At 60.5% G+C, this 21,296-nt stretch carries 15 protein-coding genes; 7 read left to right on the top strand and 8 right to left on the bottom strand.

Annotation, left to right across the window (positions count from 1 at the left end; all coding sequences use genetic code 11):
- Positions 1 to 105 precede the first annotated feature (105 nt).
- From PH562_RS05160 to PH562_RS05145, 4 genes are read right to left on the bottom strand one after another with little or no spacing between them, the layout of a single operon-like run.
- On the bottom strand, positions 106 to 1,791 hold the full coding sequence (locus PH562_RS05160; RefSeq protein ID WP_285171871.1) for a dipeptide ABC transporter ATP-binding protein: 1,686 nt from the start codon (positions 1,789 to 1,791) through the stop codon (positions 106 to 108).
- Positions 1,788 to 2,657, bottom strand: a complete 870-nt coding sequence (locus PH562_RS05155; RefSeq protein WP_285171870.1) for an ABC transporter permease — start codon at positions 2,655 to 2,657, stop codon at positions 1,788 to 1,790. Before PH562_RS05155 ends, PH562_RS05160 begins: the two co-directional genes overlap by 4 nt.
- Positions 2,654 to 3,604, bottom strand: coding sequence for an ABC transporter permease (locus tag PH562_RS05150; RefSeq protein ID WP_285171869.1), 951 nt, complete (start codon positions 3,602 to 3,604; stop codon positions 2,654 to 2,656). Before PH562_RS05150 ends, PH562_RS05155 begins: the two co-directional genes overlap by 4 nt.
- Complete coding sequence (locus PH562_RS05145) at positions 3,585 to 5,216, bottom strand: ABC transporter substrate-binding protein (protein WP_285171868.1); 1,632 nt, start codon at positions 5,214 to 5,216, stop codon at positions 3,585 to 3,587. The genes PH562_RS05150 and PH562_RS05145 overlap by 20 nt, the downstream gene beginning before the upstream one ends.
- A 227-nt stretch (positions 5,217 to 5,443) precedes the next feature.
- Between PH562_RS05145 and PH562_RS05140 the strand changes: the two genes are divergently transcribed.
- On the top strand, positions 5,444 to 5,848 hold the full coding sequence (locus PH562_RS05140) for a hypothetical protein (protein WP_285171867.1): 405 nt from the start codon (positions 5,444 to 5,446) through the stop codon (positions 5,846 to 5,848).
- On the top strand, positions 5,802 to 7,238 hold the full coding sequence (gene eglC / locus PH562_RS05135; protein WP_285171866.1) for an endo-1,3-1,4-beta-glycanase EglC: 1,437 nt from the start codon (positions 5,802 to 5,804) through the stop codon (positions 7,236 to 7,238). The genes PH562_RS05140 and eglC overlap by 47 nt, the downstream gene beginning before the upstream one ends.
- Positions 7,239 to 7,327: 89 nt before the next feature.
- Here the strand turns inward: eglC and PH562_RS05130 are convergent, their stop codons facing one another.
- The 4 genes from PH562_RS05130 to htpG form a co-directional block, all read right to left on the bottom strand.
- The gene (locus PH562_RS05130) at positions 7,328 to 8,638 is read right to left on the bottom strand and encodes an HlyD family type I secretion periplasmic adaptor subunit (RefSeq protein WP_285171865.1); all 1,311 of its coding nucleotides are present in this window, start codon (positions 8,636 to 8,638) and stop codon (positions 7,328 to 7,330) included.
- The gene (locus tag PH562_RS05125) at positions 8,635 to 10,374 is read right to left on the bottom strand and encodes a type I secretion system permease/ATPase (RefSeq protein ID WP_285171864.1); all 1,740 of its coding nucleotides are present in this window, start codon (positions 10,372 to 10,374) and stop codon (positions 8,635 to 8,637) included. Before PH562_RS05125 ends, PH562_RS05130 begins: the two co-directional genes overlap by 4 nt.
- A 335-nt stretch (positions 10,375 to 10,709) precedes the next feature.
- Entirely contained in the window at positions 10,710 to 11,483 is a 774-nt protein-coding gene (locus PH562_RS05120) for a siderophore-interacting protein (protein WP_285171863.1), read from the bottom strand.
- Positions 11,484 to 11,748: 265 nt separating this feature from the next.
- Positions 11,749 to 13,638, bottom strand: a complete 1,890-nt coding sequence (htpG, locus tag PH562_RS05115) for a molecular chaperone HtpG (RefSeq protein ID WP_285171862.1) — start codon at positions 13,636 to 13,638, stop codon at positions 11,749 to 11,751.
- A gap of 285 nt (positions 13,639 to 13,923) precedes the next feature.
- Between htpG and PH562_RS05110 the strand changes: the two genes are divergently transcribed.
- The 5 genes from PH562_RS05110 to PH562_RS05090 all read left to right on the top strand — a co-directional run bounded on the left by PH562_RS05110 (position 13,924) and on the right by PH562_RS05090 (position 21,281).
- A complete protein-coding gene (locus tag PH562_RS05110) occupies positions 13,924 to 14,808 on the top strand; it encodes an AraC family transcriptional regulator (RefSeq protein ID WP_285171861.1) in 885 nt (294 codons plus the stop codon).
- A 155-nt stretch (positions 14,809 to 14,963) separates the two neighbouring features.
- Positions 14,964 to 17,159, top strand: coding sequence for a TonB-dependent siderophore receptor (locus tag PH562_RS05105; protein WP_483315317.1), 2,196 nt, complete (start codon positions 14,964 to 14,966; stop codon positions 17,157 to 17,159).
- A 240-nt stretch (positions 17,160 to 17,399) separates the two neighbouring features.
- Positions 17,400 to 18,245, top strand: a complete 846-nt coding sequence (locus PH562_RS05100; protein WP_285171859.1) for an ABC transporter substrate-binding protein — start codon at positions 17,400 to 17,402, stop codon at positions 18,243 to 18,245.
- The gene (fhuB, locus tag PH562_RS05095; protein ID WP_483315316.1) at positions 18,229 to 20,229 is read left to right on the top strand and encodes a Fe(3+)-hydroxamate ABC transporter permease FhuB; all 2,001 of its coding nucleotides are present in this window, start codon (positions 18,229 to 18,231) and stop codon (positions 20,227 to 20,229) included. Before PH562_RS05100 ends, fhuB begins: the two co-directional genes overlap by 17 nt.
- Complete coding sequence (locus tag PH562_RS05090) at positions 20,226 to 21,281, top strand: siderophore-interacting protein (protein WP_285171858.1); 1,056 nt, start codon at positions 20,226 to 20,228, stop codon at positions 21,279 to 21,281. The genes fhuB and PH562_RS05090 overlap by 4 nt, the downstream gene beginning before the upstream one ends.
- Positions 21,282 to 21,296 lie beyond the last annotated feature (15 nt).

Genomic DNA, 21,296 nt, shown 5'->3' with positions numbered 1-21,296 from the left:
AGCTTCTCAAGGGTAATGCGCCGACGGCAGTTAGGCCGGAACCGGCTATTTTGCCGGCGGCAAGGAGACGTAAAGAATGAGACGGACCACATTGCGGCCAGATCTTTATTGGCGCGAAAACCTCGGCACGGATGCAATAAGTTCGCGCGTATAGGCATGGCGAGGCCGTTCGAAGACCTCCTCCACAGATCCAGCCTCGACGACCGCTCCCTGCTTCATGACGACGATCCGGTGGCTGATATGCTGGATCACCCCTAGATCATGCGAAATGAACATCATCGACAGGCCGAGCCTTGCCTGCAGATCGACCAATAGGTCCAGAACCTGGGCTTGCGTCGTGACGTCGAGTGCCGAAACGGGCTCGTCACAAATCAAAAGCTTCGGCGCGGCCGCAAGAGCCTGGGCGATCGATACGCGCTGGCGCTGGCCACCAGAAAGCGCAGTCGGCCTCCGGGCGAGCAAATCCGGCGGCAACCCGACCAGATCCATTAGACCGATAATCTTCTCGCGGCGCTCCGATCTGCCGAGACCGCCATGAAGCAGCAGAGGCTGCTCGATGATGCGCTCGACGGTGAAGCGTGGATTGAAGGAGCTCAGCGGGTCCTGGCTGATCGTTTGTATTCCGGCTCTGAGGGGGCGGCGCATGCGTTCGGAAAGCGCGCTCCACGGTCGTCCCTTATAGAACACCTCCCCTGCATTCGGCTGCTGCAGCGCCAGCGCGATCTTGCCGAGCGTCGTCTTGCCCGAACCGGATTCACCGACGACACCCAGCGTTTCGCCGTTATCGATATGAAGCGATACGTCGCTAACGGCGCGCAGAAGGCTGCCATCCGCGTGCCTGAAGCTCATCGATACATTGCGTATCTCCAGCAGACGCTCGCCCGAGCGAACAGGCTTCCGGAGCGGCAAGGGCGTATCCGGGGCGCTGAGGCGACGGCCGCGATTGGCCGCTGTCGGTACGGCTGCCAGGAGCCGCCGGGTGTAGTCATGTTGTGGATCTGACAGGACGCTGCGTGCCGGGCCTGTTTCCACTAGCTGGCCCTTTTGCATCACGGCGACCCGATCGGCGAGCTGCGCCGCAACAGAGAGATCATGCGTGATCAGGAGGATGCCGTGGCCGGCAGCGGCCAGTTCCTTGAAGATGGCGAGCACTCTTTTCTGGACGCTGACATCCAGCGCCGTCGTCGGTTCGTCGGCGACGAGCAAGCGCGGCTGGCCGGCAAGGGCTGAGGCAATCAATGCCCTTTGCCGCAATCCGCCGGACAATTGATGCGCATATTGCCCCATCCGCAAATCCGGCTCGGGAACGCCAACGCGTTCCAACAATTGCACGACATGTTGCGATACGAGCGAGCGTGGTGCCAGTCGATGCGTGAGGATGGGCTCGGCAATTTCGCGACCGACGGTCCTCAAGGGATCGAGCGATACGAGCGCGTCCTGAAGAATGAAACCGATTTCACGCCCGCGCACATGCCTCCAGGCTTTCTCCGACAGGCCGAGGAGGTTCAACGGGCCACCATCATGGACGGCCAGCTCCATCGTCTCGGCCTTTATCGTTGAACGTGGCCCGGCAAGACCGACAATCGCCCGGGCCGTTACCGATTTTCCGGATCCGGATTCGCCAACCAATGCGAAGATCTCGCCGGGTGCGATTTGCAGCGACAGGTCGCGAACCGCGTCCACTCGGCCCTGCGGGGTCTGAAAGGCCACATTCAACCCTTTGATCGCAAGCAGCTGGGACGGCTCGGAGGTAGCGGTCTGAAAGTTTCGCAGGCCGGACTGAATATTCATCGCAGATCTCCCGTTGCGAGAAGGGTCTGCAATCGACGGCCAAGGAGCGTGATCGAAATGACGGAAAGCGCGACCACCGTTGCCGGCAACAGGCTGGTCCAGGGCGCGATATCGAGAAAATTGCGGCCATTGGCGAGGAGCGCACCCCATTCCGCCGCCGGGGGCACGACGCCCAGGCCAAGGAAGCTCAAGGCCGAAGCGGACAGTACCGAACTCCCTACACCAACCGTCGCAAGGATGAGAAGCGGCCGGATGGCATTGGGGACGATATGCCGGCTGATGATCGTCCACGGATGCTCGCCAAGTGCCACAGCATGTTCGACATAGCCCGACAGCCTGATGTGAAGCACCTGCGAGCGGATTAGCCGGGCATAGCCGGCGATGCTGGCAAGCCCGACCGCCAAGAGCGTGTTGGCAGGCCCGCGGCCGAGAACGGCAATCACCAGCAGTGCAAGCAGCATTTCCGGAAAGGCAAGCAGGATATCGATGATGCGCAACAAAAGCCGGCCGATCGGCCTTGGAGCCAGTGCAGCCGTCGTCCCCAACACGATCCCGCCAAGACTGGCAATCAGGGTCGCACCGATGCCGATGGTCAGGGATTGCGAGGTGCCGTAAACCACCCGCGAAAACAAATCCCGGCCCAGTTCGTCGGTTCCAAACCAGTGTTGCCCATCAGGCGGCAGCAGGATCGCATTCGGATCGACTGCCTCGGGGTCGAGAGCAGAGAGCCATTGTGGCGCCCATACCGCAACACAAAGAACGACCACAAAGGCGAAGGGAACAAGCAGCCCGAAAGACAGCCAGACCGGGCGCCTGCGCCTGACGCGGCGCTGCTGCCCGCGTTCTGCCAGCACGACATCGCTCAAAGGCCTGTCCTCCTTAGACGTGGATCGATCAAAAGGTAGAAAGCGTCGACGAGCAGATTGACGATGACGAAGACAAGGGCAGACAGCATCACCAGACCGAGGATCAGCGGCATGTCGCGGGTCTTGATCGCCTGAAGCGTGATCTGCCCAATTCCCGAACGGCCGAATACCGACTCGGTCAGGATCGAGCCGCCGAGGGTACTGGCGAGCAATGTGCCGGTAAGGGTCGAGGCCGCCAGTGCCGCGTGCCGCAAACCATGCCTGACACGCAGGACGGTCTCGCCTACGCCGCGCGTCCGAACGGTCAGAGAAAATGGCTGGGACAGTGCCTCTTCCAGGCCGTCACGCAATACTTGGCTCAAGAGTGCGGCGAGCGGCAGGCTCAAGGCAATGGCGGGCAGCACAAGCGCCGATGGTCCGTCATTGCCGGTTACCGGAAACCATTCCAGCCTGAAGCTGAAGACCGTCAGCAGGACGATGCCGATCCAATAGACGGGCGTGCTCAGAAGGATCAGTTCTATTCCCGAGGACAGCAATGTCAGGCTTTTGCGACGGCCAGCGGTTGCCAAGGCCACGCTAATCGCCAGAAAAAGAGCAAGCACGATCGCGCTCCCGGCAAGCTGCAATGTCGGCGCCGCGGCTTCGTAGATCACCTCGGAAACGGGCTGGCGATATTGATAGCTTTGCCCGAAATCGCCGCTCAGAGCCTTGCCGATGTAGTGCGCATATTGTAGCGCCAGCGGCTGATCGAGGCCATATTGATGCACCAATGCAGCTCGTTCCGCCTCGTCGACGACATTCTCCCCGCCTGCCAATATCGCAACTGGATCGCCAGGAATGAGCTTCACGGCAATAAAGGCAATCGTTGCCGCACCCCAAAGCACGGCAACAATCACCCCGGTCCGCCGCACAGCGGTTTGGAAGAGCTTAGCGGTCCAGCCAGGCATCGTAGAAATTCGGCTTCGCATTGGTGGCCCAGGAAATGCCGTTCAGGCTCTTCGAGGCGCCGAGCTGATAGGCGGCCACGAAAAGTGGTACGGCATAGGCCTGCTCGATCACTTCCTTCTGTATCTCGGCGTAGAGTTTCTTGCGCTCGGCATCGGAAGCTCCGACCGCTCTCGTCAGCTTTTCATCGAGGCTTTTGACACGGGACGCATTCTGACCGGCTGGAGGAATATAGGCCGAATGGAATACCGTGCGCAGGATATCGGGCTCCGCACGCACATAGTAGAAGGACACGAGATCGTAATCATTGGCATTGGCGCGAGCGGTCCAGCCACCGGAATCGACCGGATCGAGCTGAAGATCAAAGCCCGCCTGCCGCACCTGATATTGAACGGCCTGCGCCAGGGTCACTTCCGTCGCGGCGAGCGAGGTGCTGTCGTAGACATAATGCAGGGTCAGCCGGCCGCCGTCCTTCTTGCGGACACCATCGGCGTCCTTCTGCGACCAGCCCGCTTCGTCAAGCAGCCGGTTGGCCTTTGTCAAATCGAAGCCCCATAAGCGGGAGATGTCATGGTCATAATAGAGCGTCGACGGGCCGAGGATATTGTCGGCCGGCTTCAAGGTTCCGAAGAAGGCGGCCTTGACCGCTGCGGGTCCATTGACGGCGCTCTGGAAAGCCTGCCGCACCTTCAAGTCCTGAAATGGTCCCTTCGAGGTGTTCAGGAAATAGGCGCTGTTGACGCCTGGGTTTTCCCGCGTCACCACCTGCAGCTTGCCGTTACCCTGAACCGAGCGATAATTTGCCGGCGGCACCGCGTCGATCGCCTGCAGCTGACCGCTTGCCAGCGCACCGAGACGCACGGAAGCCTCCGGCAGATATTTGAAGACGATCTGATCGAAATGGGCCGGCCCCTTATGCGCGGCATAGCCGGGACCCCAATTGTAATCCGCACGGCGGCTCAGCTTGCTTCCGCTGCCTTTGGTAAAATTGTCGAGCACGTAAGGACCCGATCCGATGACGGTATTCGTCGTGCCCTGGGCCTTTTGAAGATAGGTCGGAGACTGGATACCGAGATAGGGAAGGCTCAATCCCTGCAGCAAGGGAGCAAAGGATTGGCGATAACGGATCACAACCGTATGGCTATCCGGCGCCTCGATCTTGTCGATCGGTCCGAGCAGCGACTTGGCATAGCTCGATGTCGTCTTCGGATCGAGAATGCGATCGAAATTGAATTTGACGGCGGCTGCATCGAGCGGGGTGCCATCGCTGAATGTCACGCCTCGACGCAGATGGAAGGTATAGACGGTATTGTCGCCGCTGATGTCCCAGCTTTCTGCAAGCCACGGCGTGAACTTGTTGTCTTCGGCCTGCCCGACAAGCGAGTCGACGATATTGCGGGTAATCAATGCCGTGACGGAGTTGCCCGTGATCGACGGGTCGATAATGGAGGCATCCGTTGCCAATCCGACGTTGAGAGTGCCCCCATCGACCGGTTTTGCCGTATCGGATGCGGCATTTGCGGCAGCGCCCATCATCGTCAGAAAAGAAAATGCCAGGGCAATGCGGATCTTGCTTCGCCCGATAGTCGTCGCGCTTGAATGCGTTTTTCTCATATCCCGTCCCTATTTTGGCTGCCACGACATCGATCATGCGGCCAAGAGGGCACTCGATATCGCTTAGACTGAACGGCATCATATTTGTCTATAAAAATACTAGACTAAAGGCATTGTGATGCGTTTATGCAAAGACAGGCGGAAATCCGTTTCAAGATCGCAGAGGCCGTCGGCAGCGACCTGACCCCTGGCTCGTTCATTGGCGTTTGAATGATCTCGAGCAAGCTATGAGGCAGCTCAAAGCGATGCAGATGCCATACACCGTCGTCACCAAGAAGTTCGCCGATCAAGCCGGGATTGCGATGGACTATCTGAAGAAGCGGAAATGGTCGAACAAGCCCGGATGTCGCCGCCAAGGTGAAGGCCGCCCTTTAAAATCTGAATTTGGGGACGCGGTGAGCAACCGCGTCTCCTGCCTCAGCCCCATGTGCGTGAATGCCTCAATCAACGCTTTTGGACAGCTTGGCGAAAAAACTTGGCCGCGGGGGTGGGCAGAAAAACAATGCACGCTATTTGATGCATATGAGCGGGGAGAAATATTAGCTCTGTGGAGGAGGTCGTCCGGCACGAAGGAAGAGGATTCTCATGCCCAATTCAGTTTTGAATGCCCTTGGACAGCCACTTTACTATAGCGACACGTCGACAGGCTTCTTTTCCGCCACCGGCTCCGGCCCGGTGCTTAACGGCACCGCCGGCAATGACTCCATGTGGGGTGACGCCTCCGTCAACGTGACGATGATGGGCGGCACCGGCGACGATATCTACTATCTCTATTCCAGCATCAATCACGCCTATGAGGCGCCCAATGCCGGCGTCGATACCATCAATACCTGGATGGATTATACGCTGCCGGAAAATTTCGAAAATCTCACCGTCACCGGCAACAACCGTCATGCCTATGGCAATGACGCCGACAACATCATCACCGGCGGCAGCGGCAGCCAGACCATCGATGGCGGTGCCGGCAACGACGTGCTGACAGGCGGCGGCGGGGCCGACACCTTCATCGTCAGCAAGGGCAACGGCAGTGACCTCATCACTGATTTCAGCGATGACGACAAAGTCAGGCTCAATCAATATGGCCTGACATCGTTCGATCAGGTTGTCAGCCATTCCACGCAGGAAGGCGCCAATGTCCGGCTCGATCTCGGCAATGGCGAAAGCCTGGTCTTCGCCAACAAGACCATCTCCGACCTGCATGAAGACCAGTTTCAGCTCGGGCTCGATAGATCGTCGCTGACGCAGACCTTTTCGGATGATTTCAACACGCTCTCGCTGCACGAGGGAACGCAGGGCACCTGGGATGCGAAATATTCCTGGGCGCCGGACAAAGGCAGCAGCTTGAATGACGAGCTGCAATGGTACATCAATCCTTCTTATGCCCCGACCGCATCTGCAAACCCCTTTTCCGTCTCCGACGGCGTTCTGACGATCACGGCGAAGCAGACGCCGGATACCTTGAAATCGATCGTCGAGAACCACGATTATACGTCAGGCATTTTGACTACTCACTCCACCTTCTCGCAGACATACGGCTATTTCGAAATGCGGGCGGAGATGCCGCATAATCAGGGCGTCTGGCCTGCCTTCTGGCTGCTGCCGGAGGATGGCTCCTGGCCGCCGGAACTCGACGTGGTGGAAATGCGCGGGCAGAATCCGACCACAGTCAATGTAACGGTACATTCGAATGCCACCGGCGAGCACACGAAGACGTCTATTCCGGTGGAAGTGCCGAGCACCGATGGCTTTCACAATTACGGCGTGCTCTGGGACAAGGATCAGATCGTCTGGTATTTCGACGATGTTGCCGTTGCCCATGCCGATACGCCGGCCGATATGCACGGCCCGATGTATATGCTGGTCGACCTCGCCGTCGGCGGTGTCGCGGGCACGCCGACGGACGGCCTCCCGAATGGCTCCGAGATGAAGATCGACTATATCAAGGCCTATTCCCTGGACGATCATGCCACCCAGCTTGCCGCCTCATCCCAATCCGCGCATACGACGGATTGGCATATCTGACCGGCCCAAAACTCGATATTTTCCAGGGCGGCTGTTCGACGCAAATCGGGCGGCCACCGGGGAAATAACGCAGCTCAGTCGAGACCACCCTAATCCTCCCTGAATGCCCGCCTGATCTGATCGGTCATCGGCTTTGTCAGATAGGCAAGAACGCTTCTCTCGCCCGTCTGCAGAAAGGCCTCCACCGGCATGCCGGGCAATGGCGTCAGGGCTCCGAGCCTTTCCCATTCAGGCTTTGCCACCTTGACCCGTACGACATAGTAGCTTTGCCCCGAACGCTGATCCGTCGTCAGATCCGCCGAGATCGTATCGACATGCCCGTTCAATTCCGGGGTGATCCGCTGATTGAAGGCAGGAAAACGCAGAGAAACCGCCTGCCCCGCGGTAATCTGGTCGATATCCTGCGGAGCAAGTTTCAACTCTGCGACCAACGCGTCCTTATCCGGAACGATCTGCAGGATCGCTTCTGCCGGCGAGATCACCGCTCCCTCGGCATGGATGCTTAGCTGGTCGACGATGCCAGCCTGCGGTGCCTTGATGTCGATCCGCTTCAGATCATCTTCTGCCGCGATCAGACGCTCGGAAAACTGACCGCTATCGCTTTCAGCCTGGCGCAATTGCTCGGACACTTCCGAACTGCGATCGGCATCGATCTGCAGGATCTGCAGCTCGGTCTCCGCAATCCTGCCGCGGGTCTGGGCGATGGACGACACGAGGTTTCCGAGATCGCCGTTCAGCGAAGCGCTTTCACGCTGCAGCGAGTAGACCTTCGTCGCCGAAATGATGCCCTGATTGAGCAGGCCTTCGAGGCTTCCGAGCTCCTTGGCGATGAGCGCGATTTCCCGCCGCTTGCCCTCTTCCTGCGCAACAAGTCCCTCGATCTCCCGATTGAGTTGTTGAATGCGCTCGTGCAGCTGTGATTTCTGCCCGTCGCGCGATGCCTGTCGATCGAAAAAGAGCCGCCGCTCGCCGGCTAGAATGGCAGCGACATTCGCGTTTCCGGCGGACGAGAGGAGATCGGCCGGAAAGGCGATCTCTTGCTCGCCATCGCGCTCCGCCGTCAGGCGCGCCGTGCGGGCGGAAAGCTCGTTGAGCCGCTTGCGGATGATCGAGAGATTGGCTCTCGTCTGAGTGTCGTCAAGCCGGACGAGCACCTGGCCAGCAGCGACATGATCGCCGTTTTTCACCAGGATGGCACGGACAATGCCGCCCTTCAGGTGCTTCACTGGTTTGACATAGCTGTCGACGACGAGCGTGCCGGAGGCGACGACCGCACCGGCGATCTTCGTTGCGGCGGCAAGGCCGCCCATGACGCCGAATAACAGTAGAATGGCAACTATCACCAGCAGCGACAAGCGGCGGATCGTCCGTTCGGTCGATGGCGCGGCCTTGTCGATCATCCGTGCGTCTCCCCGCCGGCAATGGCCAGATGAGCCGTTCCGAGCTGCTTGGGCGACGGACCGAGGATGTCCTTCTTCGGCCCGAATGCCTGGACCTGGCCGCCGGCAACGATCATGACCGTATCGGCGGCGGCAAGAGCGCTCGGCCGATGGGCGATGACGATCGCAATGCCGCCTCTCTCCTTCACGCCTGCAAGCGCCGTCGTCAGTGCCGCCTCGCCTTCTGCATCCAGATTGGAATTCGGTTCGTCGAGAACCACCAGAAACGGATCGCCGTAAAGCGCCCTTGCCAGAGCGATACGCTGCCTTTGCCCGGCCGAAAGGCGCGATCCGCCTTCACCGATCTTCGTATCGAAGCCATCCGGAAGCTTGACGATCATGTCGTAGACACCTGCCGCCTTCGCCGCGGCGATGATCGGCTCGGTTCGCATGCCTTCGGCGAAACGTGAAATGTTCTCGGCGATCGAGCCATCGAAGAGATCCACATCCTGCGGCAGATAGCCGATATGCTGCCCAAGCTCGTCGCTATCCCATTGCGACAGCGCGGCACGATCCAGCCTCACCGTGCCGATGGCGACCGGCCAAAGGCCGCAAATCGCGCGGGCCAGCGAAGACTTGCCCGATGCGCTCGGGCCGATGATACCGAGCACCGTCCCGGCTGCTATCTTGAACGAGATGTTGCGCAGGATAAGGTCGCGGCCACCCGGAGAGGTCACGCTGATATTCTCGACGCTGAGCTCCCGCGATGGCGATGGCAAGGCGAATGCCTGTGGCTCAGGCGGCGCGGCATCAAGAAGTTTGGCAAGCCGCGTCCAGCCCTGGCGAGCGGCAACAAAGCCCTTCCACTGGGCAATTGCGAGCTCGACGGGCGCCAGCGCTCGCGTCAGCAGGATCGAGCTGGCGATGATAATGCCTCCCGTCGCTTCCTGACGAATGACGAGGATCGCGCCGACGGCGAGAACGCCGGACTGCAGCATCATGCGCGCGATCTTCGCGGCAATGGTCAGCGCTCCGACACGGGTGCTCGCTATCGCCTGATGCTTGAGATAACCCTCATTCATCGCGGCCCACTTCTCGGTTAGGCGGCCGGAAAATCCCATGGCAATTGCGACTTCCCAATTCCGCCGCGCCGCCTGGGCGAAGCCGAGACGCGCCGCCGAAGACTTGGCCGCCTCCAGGGCCGGTCTGCGCGACAGTATTTCGGCAGCCACGGTAATGACGACGAGCAGCAAGGCGCCGCACAAAGCAGTGAAGCCGATCCAGAAATGGAACAGAAAACAAAGGATCAGATAGAACGGCACCCACGGCAGGTCGAAAAGCGCGGTCGAGCCGCTGCCGGAGAGGAAGGAGCGGATCTGCTCCAGATCACGCACCGATTGCAGCCCATCGTCCGACGTCTGTTTTTTGCTCGGCAGGAACAGAAGCGCGCCAAAGACCTTCCTGTTTAAACGCTCGTCGAGCGACATTCCGATGCGCACAAGCAGCATGGATCGCAGGAATTCGATCACGCCCTGAAAAAGATAGAGGGTCACGACGATGATGACGAGACCGGACAGCGTCGGCAGGCTATGGCTCGGAATGACCCGATCATAGACCTGCAGCATGAAGAAGGAGCCGGTCAGCGCCAGCACGTTGATGGCGGCGCTCGCCAGGGCGATACCGATGAAAGCCTTGCGAAGCGCCGACAGCATCAGCGCAACGAATGTTTGCGGCGGGTCTTTCGGGACGGCAAGCACCTTGCGTCGATCCTCAACATTGGCCGTCGCGCACGGCAGGATTTACATGACGCCCAAAACACCGCCTCCCGCTCGGTGCGATGGACCTGCAAAGCGATCGGCTATGGCCTTCGCCATCATTCCCGCTTTACGCCTAACCTTCGGCGATCCCATGCAATTTAGGAAGTCGAAATCTATCCAGAACGGAGTTTCGGTGAACCTAACCTTATCGCGGAACGCCTTGTCCACTTGCGGGACAATTGCGCCATGAAATGGGGCGGCAGCCTGTTCCGGCAAGATGCCTGACCCATCATATTAGGATGAGCAGGCGGCGTCTTGCCGCCTGCGTCCCGCGTTCAATCGAATTTCTCCGTCGTATCCGCCTTGCCCTTGACCCAATAGCCGGATGCCTTGATCCAGCTCAGCGGGTAGCCGCGTTCTTCGACGAGGTAGGAGCGCAAGGCGCGCGTGACGGAAGCCTCAGCGGCAATCCAGACGAACGTGCCGGAAGCCACATCGATCGACTGAAGTATCTTCAGAAGCGAGGACGGATCCGTTGCCTCCGAGAGCGGCCGATATGCCCAGCGCATATCCAGCTGCGCACCGGTTTGAAATACTTGATGTTCACGCGCATCGGCAACCGCGGCGATCGCCGTTATGCGCGCACCAGGCCGCGCCTCTTCAATCCGGCGGCCGATGGCCGGCAGCGCCGTCTCGTCGCCGATCAGCAACCAATTCTCGATCTCTGTGGACACAACGGCCGAGCCGCGAGGGCCGCCGATCTCCAGCCTGTCGCCGACCGAAGCGTCGAGCGCCCATTGCGTGGCCGGTCCTGCCTCGTGGACGGCAAAATCGATGACGAGCGTTCGCGCCTCGGCGTCGTACTGGCGAGGCGTATAGTCGCGCCGCACCATTTCCTCGCCGGCGCTTGGCACCAGAACCTTGATGTGGTCGTCGGGCGCCAGGCTGACGAAATCGGCGAGATCTTCGCCGGCCAGCCGGATACGCAGCATGCCGGGGGTGATCCTGTCGATGGCCGTTACCGTCAGGGAGCGCCGCTTCAGTTCATGGCGCACGCGCTCGATCTTCGGAGCGGAGATGGCCGTGTTGGAATTATGGGGGGTATCCATGAGTGTCCTTTCGAGGCGCTTCGATCTCGATCCGCAGGACACAGTCGCGCAGACCGAAGCCGCAGAGCCGTTCGATCATACGCGTTGAGTGACGTTAACGCTTACGTGGCCGAGCGATGCCCGACCAATCTGCGTCCTCTATAGAAGAGGAATTCTCTTCACGCAACGAAAAGATGATAATTAAAGACAAGTTTTTCGAGATGCCGACAATCTTTGTTGTGGCAGATCGGCGCGGCCCTGCGAGCCGCGCCGATTTTCATTGGGTTTATTGCAGCGCCTTCTCCATCAAACGCGCCAGTCGCTCGGCAAAGGCACGCGGATCGGCAGGCTTGTCACCATCCAGAACACGGGCCTGATCGAGCAGCAGGAAAGCAGCATCGTCGCGCAAGGACGGCGCATCCGCCTTGGCGGCGATCGCCTTGACGACCGGATGATCCATGTTGATTTCGAGGATCGGCTTGGCGCCGGATTGCAAACGCCCAGCCCCCTGCAGGATCTTTTCGAGCTGGCGGTCGTAGCCCTGTTCGGACGCGACGAGGCAGACGGCGCTTTCGATCAGTCGATCGGAGGCGCGGACATCCGATACCTCATCGGCAAGCTTCTGCTTGGCGTAGTCGAGGAAGGCTTGGACTTCAGCGGGTGCGCTTTCGCTTTCAGGCTTATTCTCATCCTGCTTCTTGAACTGGGCAAGATCCGCGGAGCCTTGCGTGATCGACTTGAAGCTCTTGCCTTCGAATTCCGGGGCATTGGTGACCCAGAAGCTGTCGACGGAATCGGTGAGCAACAGGACTTCGATGCCGCGGGCACGAAAACCTTCGAGCTGGGGCGAAGCCTTCAGCTGCTCCAGGCTGCCGCCGACCAGATAATAGATCGACTGCTGACCTTCCTTCGCATCCCTGACGTAATCGGCAAGCGAGCGATAGCCATCTCCCGAGATAGTCGTGCGGAAGCGTGACAACGCCAGAAGCTGTGAGCGGCGCTCGAAGTCCTCGTAGAGGCCTTCCTTGATGAGGCTGCCGAAATTCTCCCAGATCTTCAGGAAGGCGTCATGGTCGCTCTCTGCCTGCTTCTCGATCGCCGTGATGATGCGGTTGGTCACACCTTTGCGGATCGCCGTCAGGATCGGGCTTTCCTGGATCATCTCGCGCGAGACGTTGAGCGGCAGGTCGGACGTATCGACCAGGCCGCGCACGAAGCGGAGATAACGCGGCAACAATTCCGCCTCGTCGGTAATGAAGACGCGCTTCACATAGAGCTTCATGCGGCCCTTGCGATCCGGATCGAAGAGATCGAAAGGCTGCGAGCCGGGCACGAAGGCGAGCGCCGAATATTCATGGCGGCCCTCGGCGCGGAAATGCACCGTCAGCGCCGGCTCGTCATACTGGCCGGAAACGCCGCGATAGAAATCGGTATATTCCTCGGCCGTGATGTCGTTCTTCGATTTCGTCCAGAGCGCGGTGCCGTCGGTCAACTGCGTCGCTTCCTCGCCCGGCTTCTCTGCGATCTTGATCGGCACCGGCACATGGCCGGATTGTTCCTTGACGATGCGCTCGACGCTCCAGCGCGAAGCATAGCTCTTGGCATCTTCCATCAGATGCAGCGTGATGCGGGTGCCGCGCGCCGGCGCCTCGCTGACGTCGACGGGCGCAACGCTGTAGCCGCCCTTGCCGTCCGAAGACCAGAGCCAGGCATCCTCGGCGCCCGCCCGGCGTGAAATAACATCGACGCGGTCGGCCACCATGAAGCAGGAATAGAAGCCAACGCCAAACTGGCCGATGAGCTGCGCGCCCTCGCCCTGCTTGTTGGCTTCGATGCGCTCCATGAAGGCACGCGTGCCAGAACGGGCGATCGTGCCAAGCGCCTCGATCATCTCGTCGCGGCTCATGCCGATGCCATTATCTTCTACGATGAGCTTGCTGCCATCGGCATCGAGCGTCAGCAGGATGCGGCTGTCGGGATCGTTGGCGAGCAGGCCGGGATGCGCGATCGCCTCGTAGCGCAGCTTCTCGCAGGCATCGGCCGCGTTCGAGATCAGCTCGCGCAGAAAGACATCCTTGTCCGAATAAACCGAGTGAACCATCATATGCAGAAGGCGGGCAACGTCGGCCGCGAAGACGTGGCTCTCGGCGGTATTTTCTGCGGTGGTGGTCGTCATAAGCGTCTAGTCTCCTGGGAATAAAAAAAGTCGCGCCGCACAGGTGGCGGAAGACGAGCGAAATTTCAAGCGTGCGTTGTTCCGACAAGCGCAAAACGATGCGAGAGGCTTGCCGTTCAGCAAATACAATCGTCAATTTGGCGCGTTGTTCCGGGCTTCGATCGAAACGACCCACAGGCGCCGCCTCACATCAAAAGCTCATGATTGCCATCCTCGCAGCGTTGCTATAATAACTTGAGTTTAATTTGAAGGATTATTGCGCGGGAGCGGCGCCGGAAGCAGCAAATGACGTTTCAGCCGAGAATGCAGAACAAGATCGGAGGCTTTTCCGTCATCGGTGGCATGCATCGCCGCTATTGGAACGGCATGGTCGCCGATATCTGGAACGTCAATTGTGCCGCACAGGCCGGCGGATATTATGTGGCACGCGATCCGCGCCTGTTCATTCTTCTGGAGCAGCGCGGCGCGGGCAAGACCAATGTCCGACCCTCGCCTCGCGCACAGGGCCAGCTGCAGGATCACGACAGCGGTCGCATCTCCTATATCCCTGCCGGCATGGAGCTCTGGGTCGACATGGCAGGCGTGGAGTTCGTGCGCCACCTTGATGTTCATTTCGATGCGGAGATGCTCAGCCAGCGCTTGATGGAAAACATCGATCCGGTACAGCTCGACCGGCCGCAGCTGCATTTCAACGACCCGCGAGTGATGGCACTCGCCGAACTTATCGCCGCCGAATGTGAAAACCCCGAGCCTTTGCATGACCTCTATGGTGACGGCCTGACGCTTTCGCTTTTGATCGACGTGCTGCAGGTACGCGGAACCCAGCCACGCAAACGCAGCGGCCTTGCTACCTGGCAGCTGCGGCGCGCGGTCGATTATATCGAAGAGAACTGCACGCGCGCCATCCGGCTGGAAGAACTGGCGGCGCTGACCGGCCTCTCGCAGTCGCATTTCAGCCACGCCTTCAAGGCGTCGACGGGTCTGCCGCCGCATCAATGGCAAACGCAGGCCAGGCTCGAACGGGCGAAGCAACTTCTTCTGAACAGCGAGATGCCGTTGACGACCGTCGCCGTCGAAACCGGCTTTGCCGATCAGGCGCATTTCACCCGTGTCTTCAGCAAGAATGTCGGCGCCGCGCCGGCCGGCTGGAAGCGCAGCAGGCTTGCCTGAAAACCACAGTCCGCGAGCAATTGTACGTTTTGCGGAGAATTGCCCAAAAACATTCAATTTCCCCCGTGACAGACAAGCCGCACCTGTAAATATGAGTTAACTGCTCATCTTATCGAGGGATCGGCCACGGGCCGAACGGGCGCAATTCGGGACGAATGACGGAAATGCAGGGATTGAAGCAGGACGTATCGCGAGCGCGGCTCATGGCGACGGGCGCAGCCATTATCGCGCTGCTGGCGGGCTCCAAGGTCATGGCGCAGGAAACGCCGACGGAGCTGCAGCCTTTGGTTATTCAGGGTTCGCAACAGAAGAGTGAAGACAGCGGCACCGCGCCGGTCAAGGGCTATGTCGCCAGGAAGACCACGGCAGGCTCAAAATCCGACACGCCAATCACCGAGGTACCGCAATCGGTTTCCGTCATCGGCCAGCAAGAAATGCAGGATCGCGGCATCACCAACAAGGTGGACGAGGCTCTGCGTTATACGCCCGGCGTCACCGCGCAGCCCTTCGGCAATGATGGCGATACCGACTGGTTCTACATTCGCGGCTTCGACGCGACGCAGAGCGGCGTCTTCATGAATGGCCTGACGCTCTATAGCTACGGCTTCGGCGGCTTCCAGATCGATCCGTACATGCTTGAGCGCGTCGAAGTGCTGAAGGGGCCTTCCTCAGTGCTTTATGGCGGCGCCAATCCGGGCGGCCTTGTCAACATGGTCCGCAAGGAGCCGACGGACAATCCTCAATATTCGACCGAGATCGGCATCAACAATCTTGGCAATGCCTTCGTCGGCTTCGACTTCTCCGACAAGCTTTCGGCCGACGGCGTCTATCGCTATCGCCTGACCGGCAAGATTGCCGGCGGCGATACCTATAGCGATGGCACCCACGATCTGCGCGGCTTCATCATGCCGCAGGTCACCATCTCGCCCGATGAGTCCACCAAGCTGACCGTCTTCGGCATGCTGAGCGGCCTCGACGAAATCCACAGCGGCAACGGCTTCTTCCCTTATGTCGGCACCGTTGTCGATGCGCCCTTCGGCAAAATCAAGCGCGATGCCTTCTATGGCGAGCGAAGCATCGATAATCTCAAATATGCCCAGCAGATGCTGGGTTACGAATTCTCGCACGATTTCGACGGCGGCTGGACCGTGTCGCAGAACGCGCGCTACGGTCACCTCTATAAGCGCGAGGAAGGCCCGTATCTGAACGGCTATGTCGACGGCAATCCGCTCAGCCCTGGTTATGACGATCCCAACTACATGCTGAACCGCATCGGCTTCTTCGAGCGCTCAAAGGTCGATACCTTCTCCGTCGACACGCGCGCGGAAAACAAGTTCGACACCGGCCCGATCAGCCATGATTTCCTGATCGGCACCGACTATTCGATCTATCGCCTCGACCAGATCCAGGCGTGCTGCGGCTCCAATCCGATCAGCGCCACCAACCCGGTCTATGGCACGCCGCAGGGGACCAACTTCGTCTACCTCAATCAGGTCATGACGCAGCAGCAACTCGGTATCTATACGCAGGACCAGATGCGCTTCGGCGATGGCTGGCTGGTGACCCTCAACGGCCGTTACGACTTTGTCGACACCAATTCCGACTCGAAGGTCGGCACGAGTTACAAGTCGAACGCATCAGCGCCAAGCGGCCGTGCGGGCCTCGCCTACGAGTTTTCCAACGGCATCACGCCCTATATCAGCGCCGGCACCTTCTTCAATCCGCTGATCGGCACCAGCGTCAGCGGCGGCGGCCTGACGCCGGAAAAGGGCGAGCAATACGAGGCCGGCATCAAGTACGAGCCTGACTTCATCGACGGCCTGTTCACGGCGTCCATCTTCCAGATTAACCGCAAGAACATGGCGCTGACCGATCCGGTCACCTTCCTGCAGCGCCAGGTCGGCGAGGTCCGCTCGCGCGGTGTCGAATTCGAAGGCAAGGTCAATCTGGATGATAATTGGAAGCTCCTCGGCTCCTATTCCTACACCGATCTGACGATCACCAAGGACCTCGACTCCTCCATCATCGGCAACTCACCCTATCTGGTGCCGAACTCCACCGCATCCTTGTGGCTCGACTATGCCTTCACGAGCGACGCGCTTGACGGCCTCAGCATCGGCGCCGGCGTGCGCTACCAGGGCAAGTCCTGGGCGGACCAGGCCAATACGCTGCGCGTACCTTCGGCAACGCTTTTCGACGCCGGCATCCGCTACGAGAAGAAGGGCTGGGGTGCCGCACTCAACGTCTCAAACCTGTTCGACAAGGAATATGTCTCGGGCTGCGCCGGCGAGAATGTCTGCGGCTACGGCGAAGCGAGAACCATCACCTTCAAGCTCAGCAAGAAATGGTAAGTTGAGGATAGAAGTATACTTTCGTTCTCGATCATGGCAAAGAGCCGAGGATTGTCGCAAGGCAATTCTCGAACTCGTTTCAAACCGAAGGCAATGCTTACACATGACGACGCAGTGGCTGCAGCGAATTTACCGCGTCGGCGCGGGGATGCCTGCCCGGCCACAGTGCCGCAGCCTGGTCAGCTATTTCCCATGACCGCAGGAAACGCTCATAAGCTGTCACGAAGACAATTCATTGCGATGGCAGCCGCAGGCGGGATCGCCGGCCTGACGCCGGCTCGCGCGGCGGCGAGCCCGCGTGTGGCGACGCTCGATTGGGCCATTCTGGAAACCCTGCTGGCGATCGGCGCAAATGTGGTTGCCGGCACCGAATTACTGCAATTCCGCGACGTTGCCGTGACCCCGGCCGTCCCCGCAGGCGTTGCCGATCTCGGGCTACGCGGCACGCCGAACTTCGAAGTCCTTTATGCATCCAGGCCAAATCTGATCTTCAATTCCAATTTCTATACCTGGGCCGACGATCGCATGCGACTGATCGCACCGGTCGAGAGCCACGCCATTTATCAACCCGGAACCAGCCCCTACCAGCTTTCGGAGCAGGCAACCCTTGCGATCGGCGAGCGGCTCGGACTTACGACCGGTCGCGCCCTCGTCGATAAGACGCGCGAAAAACTCGAAGCCTATCGCGCCAGTTTCAGCAAGGGCGATCACCGGCCGATCCTGCCGATCAATCTGGGCGACGCCAGGCACTTTCGCGTCTTCGGCTCCGATAGCATGTTCGGGGAAGTTCTCACCCGCACCGGCCTGACCAATGCCTGGCCGGATTTGACGAGTTATTCGGCAACCGCACCCGTCGGCATCGAACGGCTCGCCGCCATGCCGGATGCATGGATCGTTCTCATCCCGCCGCATCCGGGCGAAGCTCTGGCGGAACTCCAGCAAAGCGCATTCTGGAATGCGCTTCCGCCGGTACGGCAAGGTCGTGTCCTCATGCTCGGCTCGATCAATCCCTATGGTGCGCTGCCGGCAGCAGAACGCTTCGCCGATCTCCTTGCAGGAGGGCTCAACCGTGCATGGAACGATTGATCGGCCTGTGACTGCCCAAGGCAAATCGCTAGCACGCAACGGTGCTCTGCTCGGCGCCATCTGCATCCTTGCTTTTGCAACTCTGCTCTTGCTGCGGCCGCAGCTTGCCGCTGATGTACGCGAGGCAGCCGCACTCAATCATATCTTGCTCACCGAGAGCCTGCTGCCGCGCTCGGCTATCGCAATCATAGCCGGTGCGGCTCTCGGCCTTTCGGGCGCCTTGCTGCAAAGAGTCTTGCGCAATCCGATCGCCGACGCCTCGACGCTCGGGATCGCCGCCGGCTCGCAGCTGGCGATGACGATTGCTGTCGGGCTCTTTCCCTTGCTGATCGGCCTGCCAAGGGAAATCTCTGCCTTTGTCGGCGGGCTTTCGGCGGTCCTGATCGTTCTGGCATTGAGTTGGCGACGTGGTCTCGACCCGGTGACGGTGGCGCTATGCGGCATGATGGTGACGCTGGTAGCAACCGCACTTAGCGTCACGATCATTCTCGCGCGCGGCGAATATGCCATGTCCGTCTTCATCTGGGGCGCGGGCGCGCTGAACCAGCAAAACTGGGACGGCGTCATCACGCTCGCGCCGCGCCTAGTCGTCGGCTTTGCAGCCGTATTGGTACTGGTCCGTCCTCTGACGGTGATGGGCCTGGACGACGGCAGCGCCAAGAACCTCGGCCTTGCATTGCACAGCATGCGCCTCGCCATTCTGGCGCTTGCCGTCTGGCTGGCGGCTTCGGTGACGGCGCAGGTCGGCATCATCGGCTTTCTTGGGCTTGCAGCGCCTCACGTTGCCAGATTCTGCGGCGGCCGTCGCACCAGGCGGCTGCTGATCGCCTCCCCTATCGCCGGCGCCGGCCTGCTGTTCCTGACGGATTGTCTGGTGCAACTCCTCTCTCCGGGGTTCACTGATCTCGCTCCAACGGGAGCAGCGACCGCGCTCCTTGGCGGACCGCTCCTATTGCTGCTTCTGCGGCGCTTGCATTCCGGCAATGCGCTCCGCGCCGTTGGCGGTCCTCGGGCGCGGCTGACTATTGCAGCGCCGGGACGAGCGCTTGCCTTGCTTGCGCTCGGCTTCGTTCTCCTGATCCTCATTGTTCTGTCGGTCGGGCGCAGCTTCGATGGCTGGCACGTGGCGATCGGCAATCAGTTTCGGGAACTTCTGCCTTTCCGCCTGCCGCGCACCGTCGTTGCGGCAACTGCCGGCGCGATGCTCGCCGCAGCCGGCTTCATCATGCAGCGCCTCACCGCCAATCCGCTCGCAAGCCCCGAGGTCCTCGGAGTGAGCGCCGGCGGCGGTGCGGGCCTGACGATCGCACTCTTTCTCTTTGCATTCCCCTCGCCCGTCGTCACGATCACCGCAATGACGATCGGCGCGCTGATTGCGTTCCTTGCCATCATGGCATTCAGCGCGCGCGGCGGCTTCGACCCCGAGCGACTGCTGCTTTCTGGCGTCGCCATCGGCGCTCTCTGCATGGCAATCGTCACTGTCGTTCTCTCACGCGGCGATCTGCGCGCCTATCTCCTGCTGATCTGGCTGTCGGGCTCCACCAATCGGGCGGGCTCCTTCGAAGCCTGGACCGGCATCATTTCGCTTGTGCTCCTCATTCCGATCCTGCCGATCCTGCGGCGATGGTTCGATGTGCTGCCGCTCGGCGGCGACGTTTCACGCTCCATCGGCCTCTCGGTTGCGACAAGCCGCCTCACTCTGGCGGTTCTTGCGGCTCTCCTGACTGCGATCCCCTCTTTCCTCGTTGGCCCGCTCAGCCTGACCGGGCTGATCGCGCCGCATCTCGGGCGCCTCATCGGCTTCCGCGAGACAGTCAAGCAATTGACGGCCAGCCTGCTGCTTGGCGCCATGCTGCTGGTGCTGGCCGACTGGCTGTCACGAATGGTGATCTTTCCCTACGAGGTTCCCGTCGGCCTGTTCGCGGCCCTGATCGGCGGCCCCTATCTCATCTGGTTCCTGACCCGCAAGGAGACGAAAAAATGATGCATGCAAGGGATTTCACCGCTTCCGGCGTGGCAACCCACAAGGATGCCGGTCAATTGCTGGATCAGTTCTGCGCGCGTTTTGCCGAACATGTCACCATCACACGGAGCGAGGCCGGAGCCCGCCTCGATACCGTCATCGGCAGCGCTGACATCGCCGTCAGCAACGATCGTCTCGACATAAAGCTGCGTTGCCCGACGGCAGCCATGCTCTTCACGATCCGCAGCATGGTCGCCGAAAGCCTGTTCGAACTCTCTACCAGCCACACGCTCGCCCTCGATTGGGCTGACGGGCCGCAGCCGTCTGCCATACCGAACTTCCGCGAGATCAGCGTCGCCGATGCCTACGATATCACGCCGCATATGCGCCGCGTCGTCGTCGCGACCGAGGACGCCAGGCATTTCGTCGAGGGCGGCATGCATGTCCGCCTGCTCATCCCGCCGAAAGGCCGCGAGCCGGCCTGGCCGCATACGGAGCCGGACGGCCGCATCCATTGGCCGAAGGGCGATGATGCGCTGACCATCCGCGCCTATACGATACGCAGCATCGATCTTGACCGCGGCGAGATGAACATCGATTTCGTTGTGCATGAAGGCGACGATGTGCCGGGAGCGACGTGGGCGATGACCGCGCGCCCGGGCGATCGTGCCGGCCTGATCGGCCCCGGTGGTGGCGGCGTGCCGACAGCGCGCAAGCTCGTTCTCGCTGGCGACGAAACCGCGCTGCCCGCCATCGCCCGCATCGCAGCCTCCGTGCCTGCCGATGCCGAGCTGCGCATCTTTCTCGAGGTCCCCGATAAACAAGAAGAGCAGCCGCTGATATCAAGCGCATCGATGGATATCACCTGGCTGCATCGCAATGGCGTCGCCGCCGGGACGACGGATACGATTGAACGCATCCTGCGCGACGTCGTGCCCGCTGCCGAGCCCGATACCTTTGTCTGGGCCGCGTGCGAGCAGAAACAGGCCCGCGCCATCCGCACCTTCCTTAAGAGCGAGCTCGCCAGGGATACCGGCACCTTCAGCAGCGCGGCCTATTGGCGAAACTGCTGAAGAATTAACCAGAAA

It is taken from the genome of Rhizobium centroccidentale (assembly GCF_030182565.1).
In the GTDB taxonomy this organism is placed as follows: domain Bacteria; phylum Pseudomonadota; class Alphaproteobacteria; order Rhizobiales; family Rhizobiaceae; genus Rhizobium.
The sequence above is the reverse complement of the archived record's forward strand: the minus strand, read 5'-3'. Positions and strand labels throughout refer to the sequence as shown.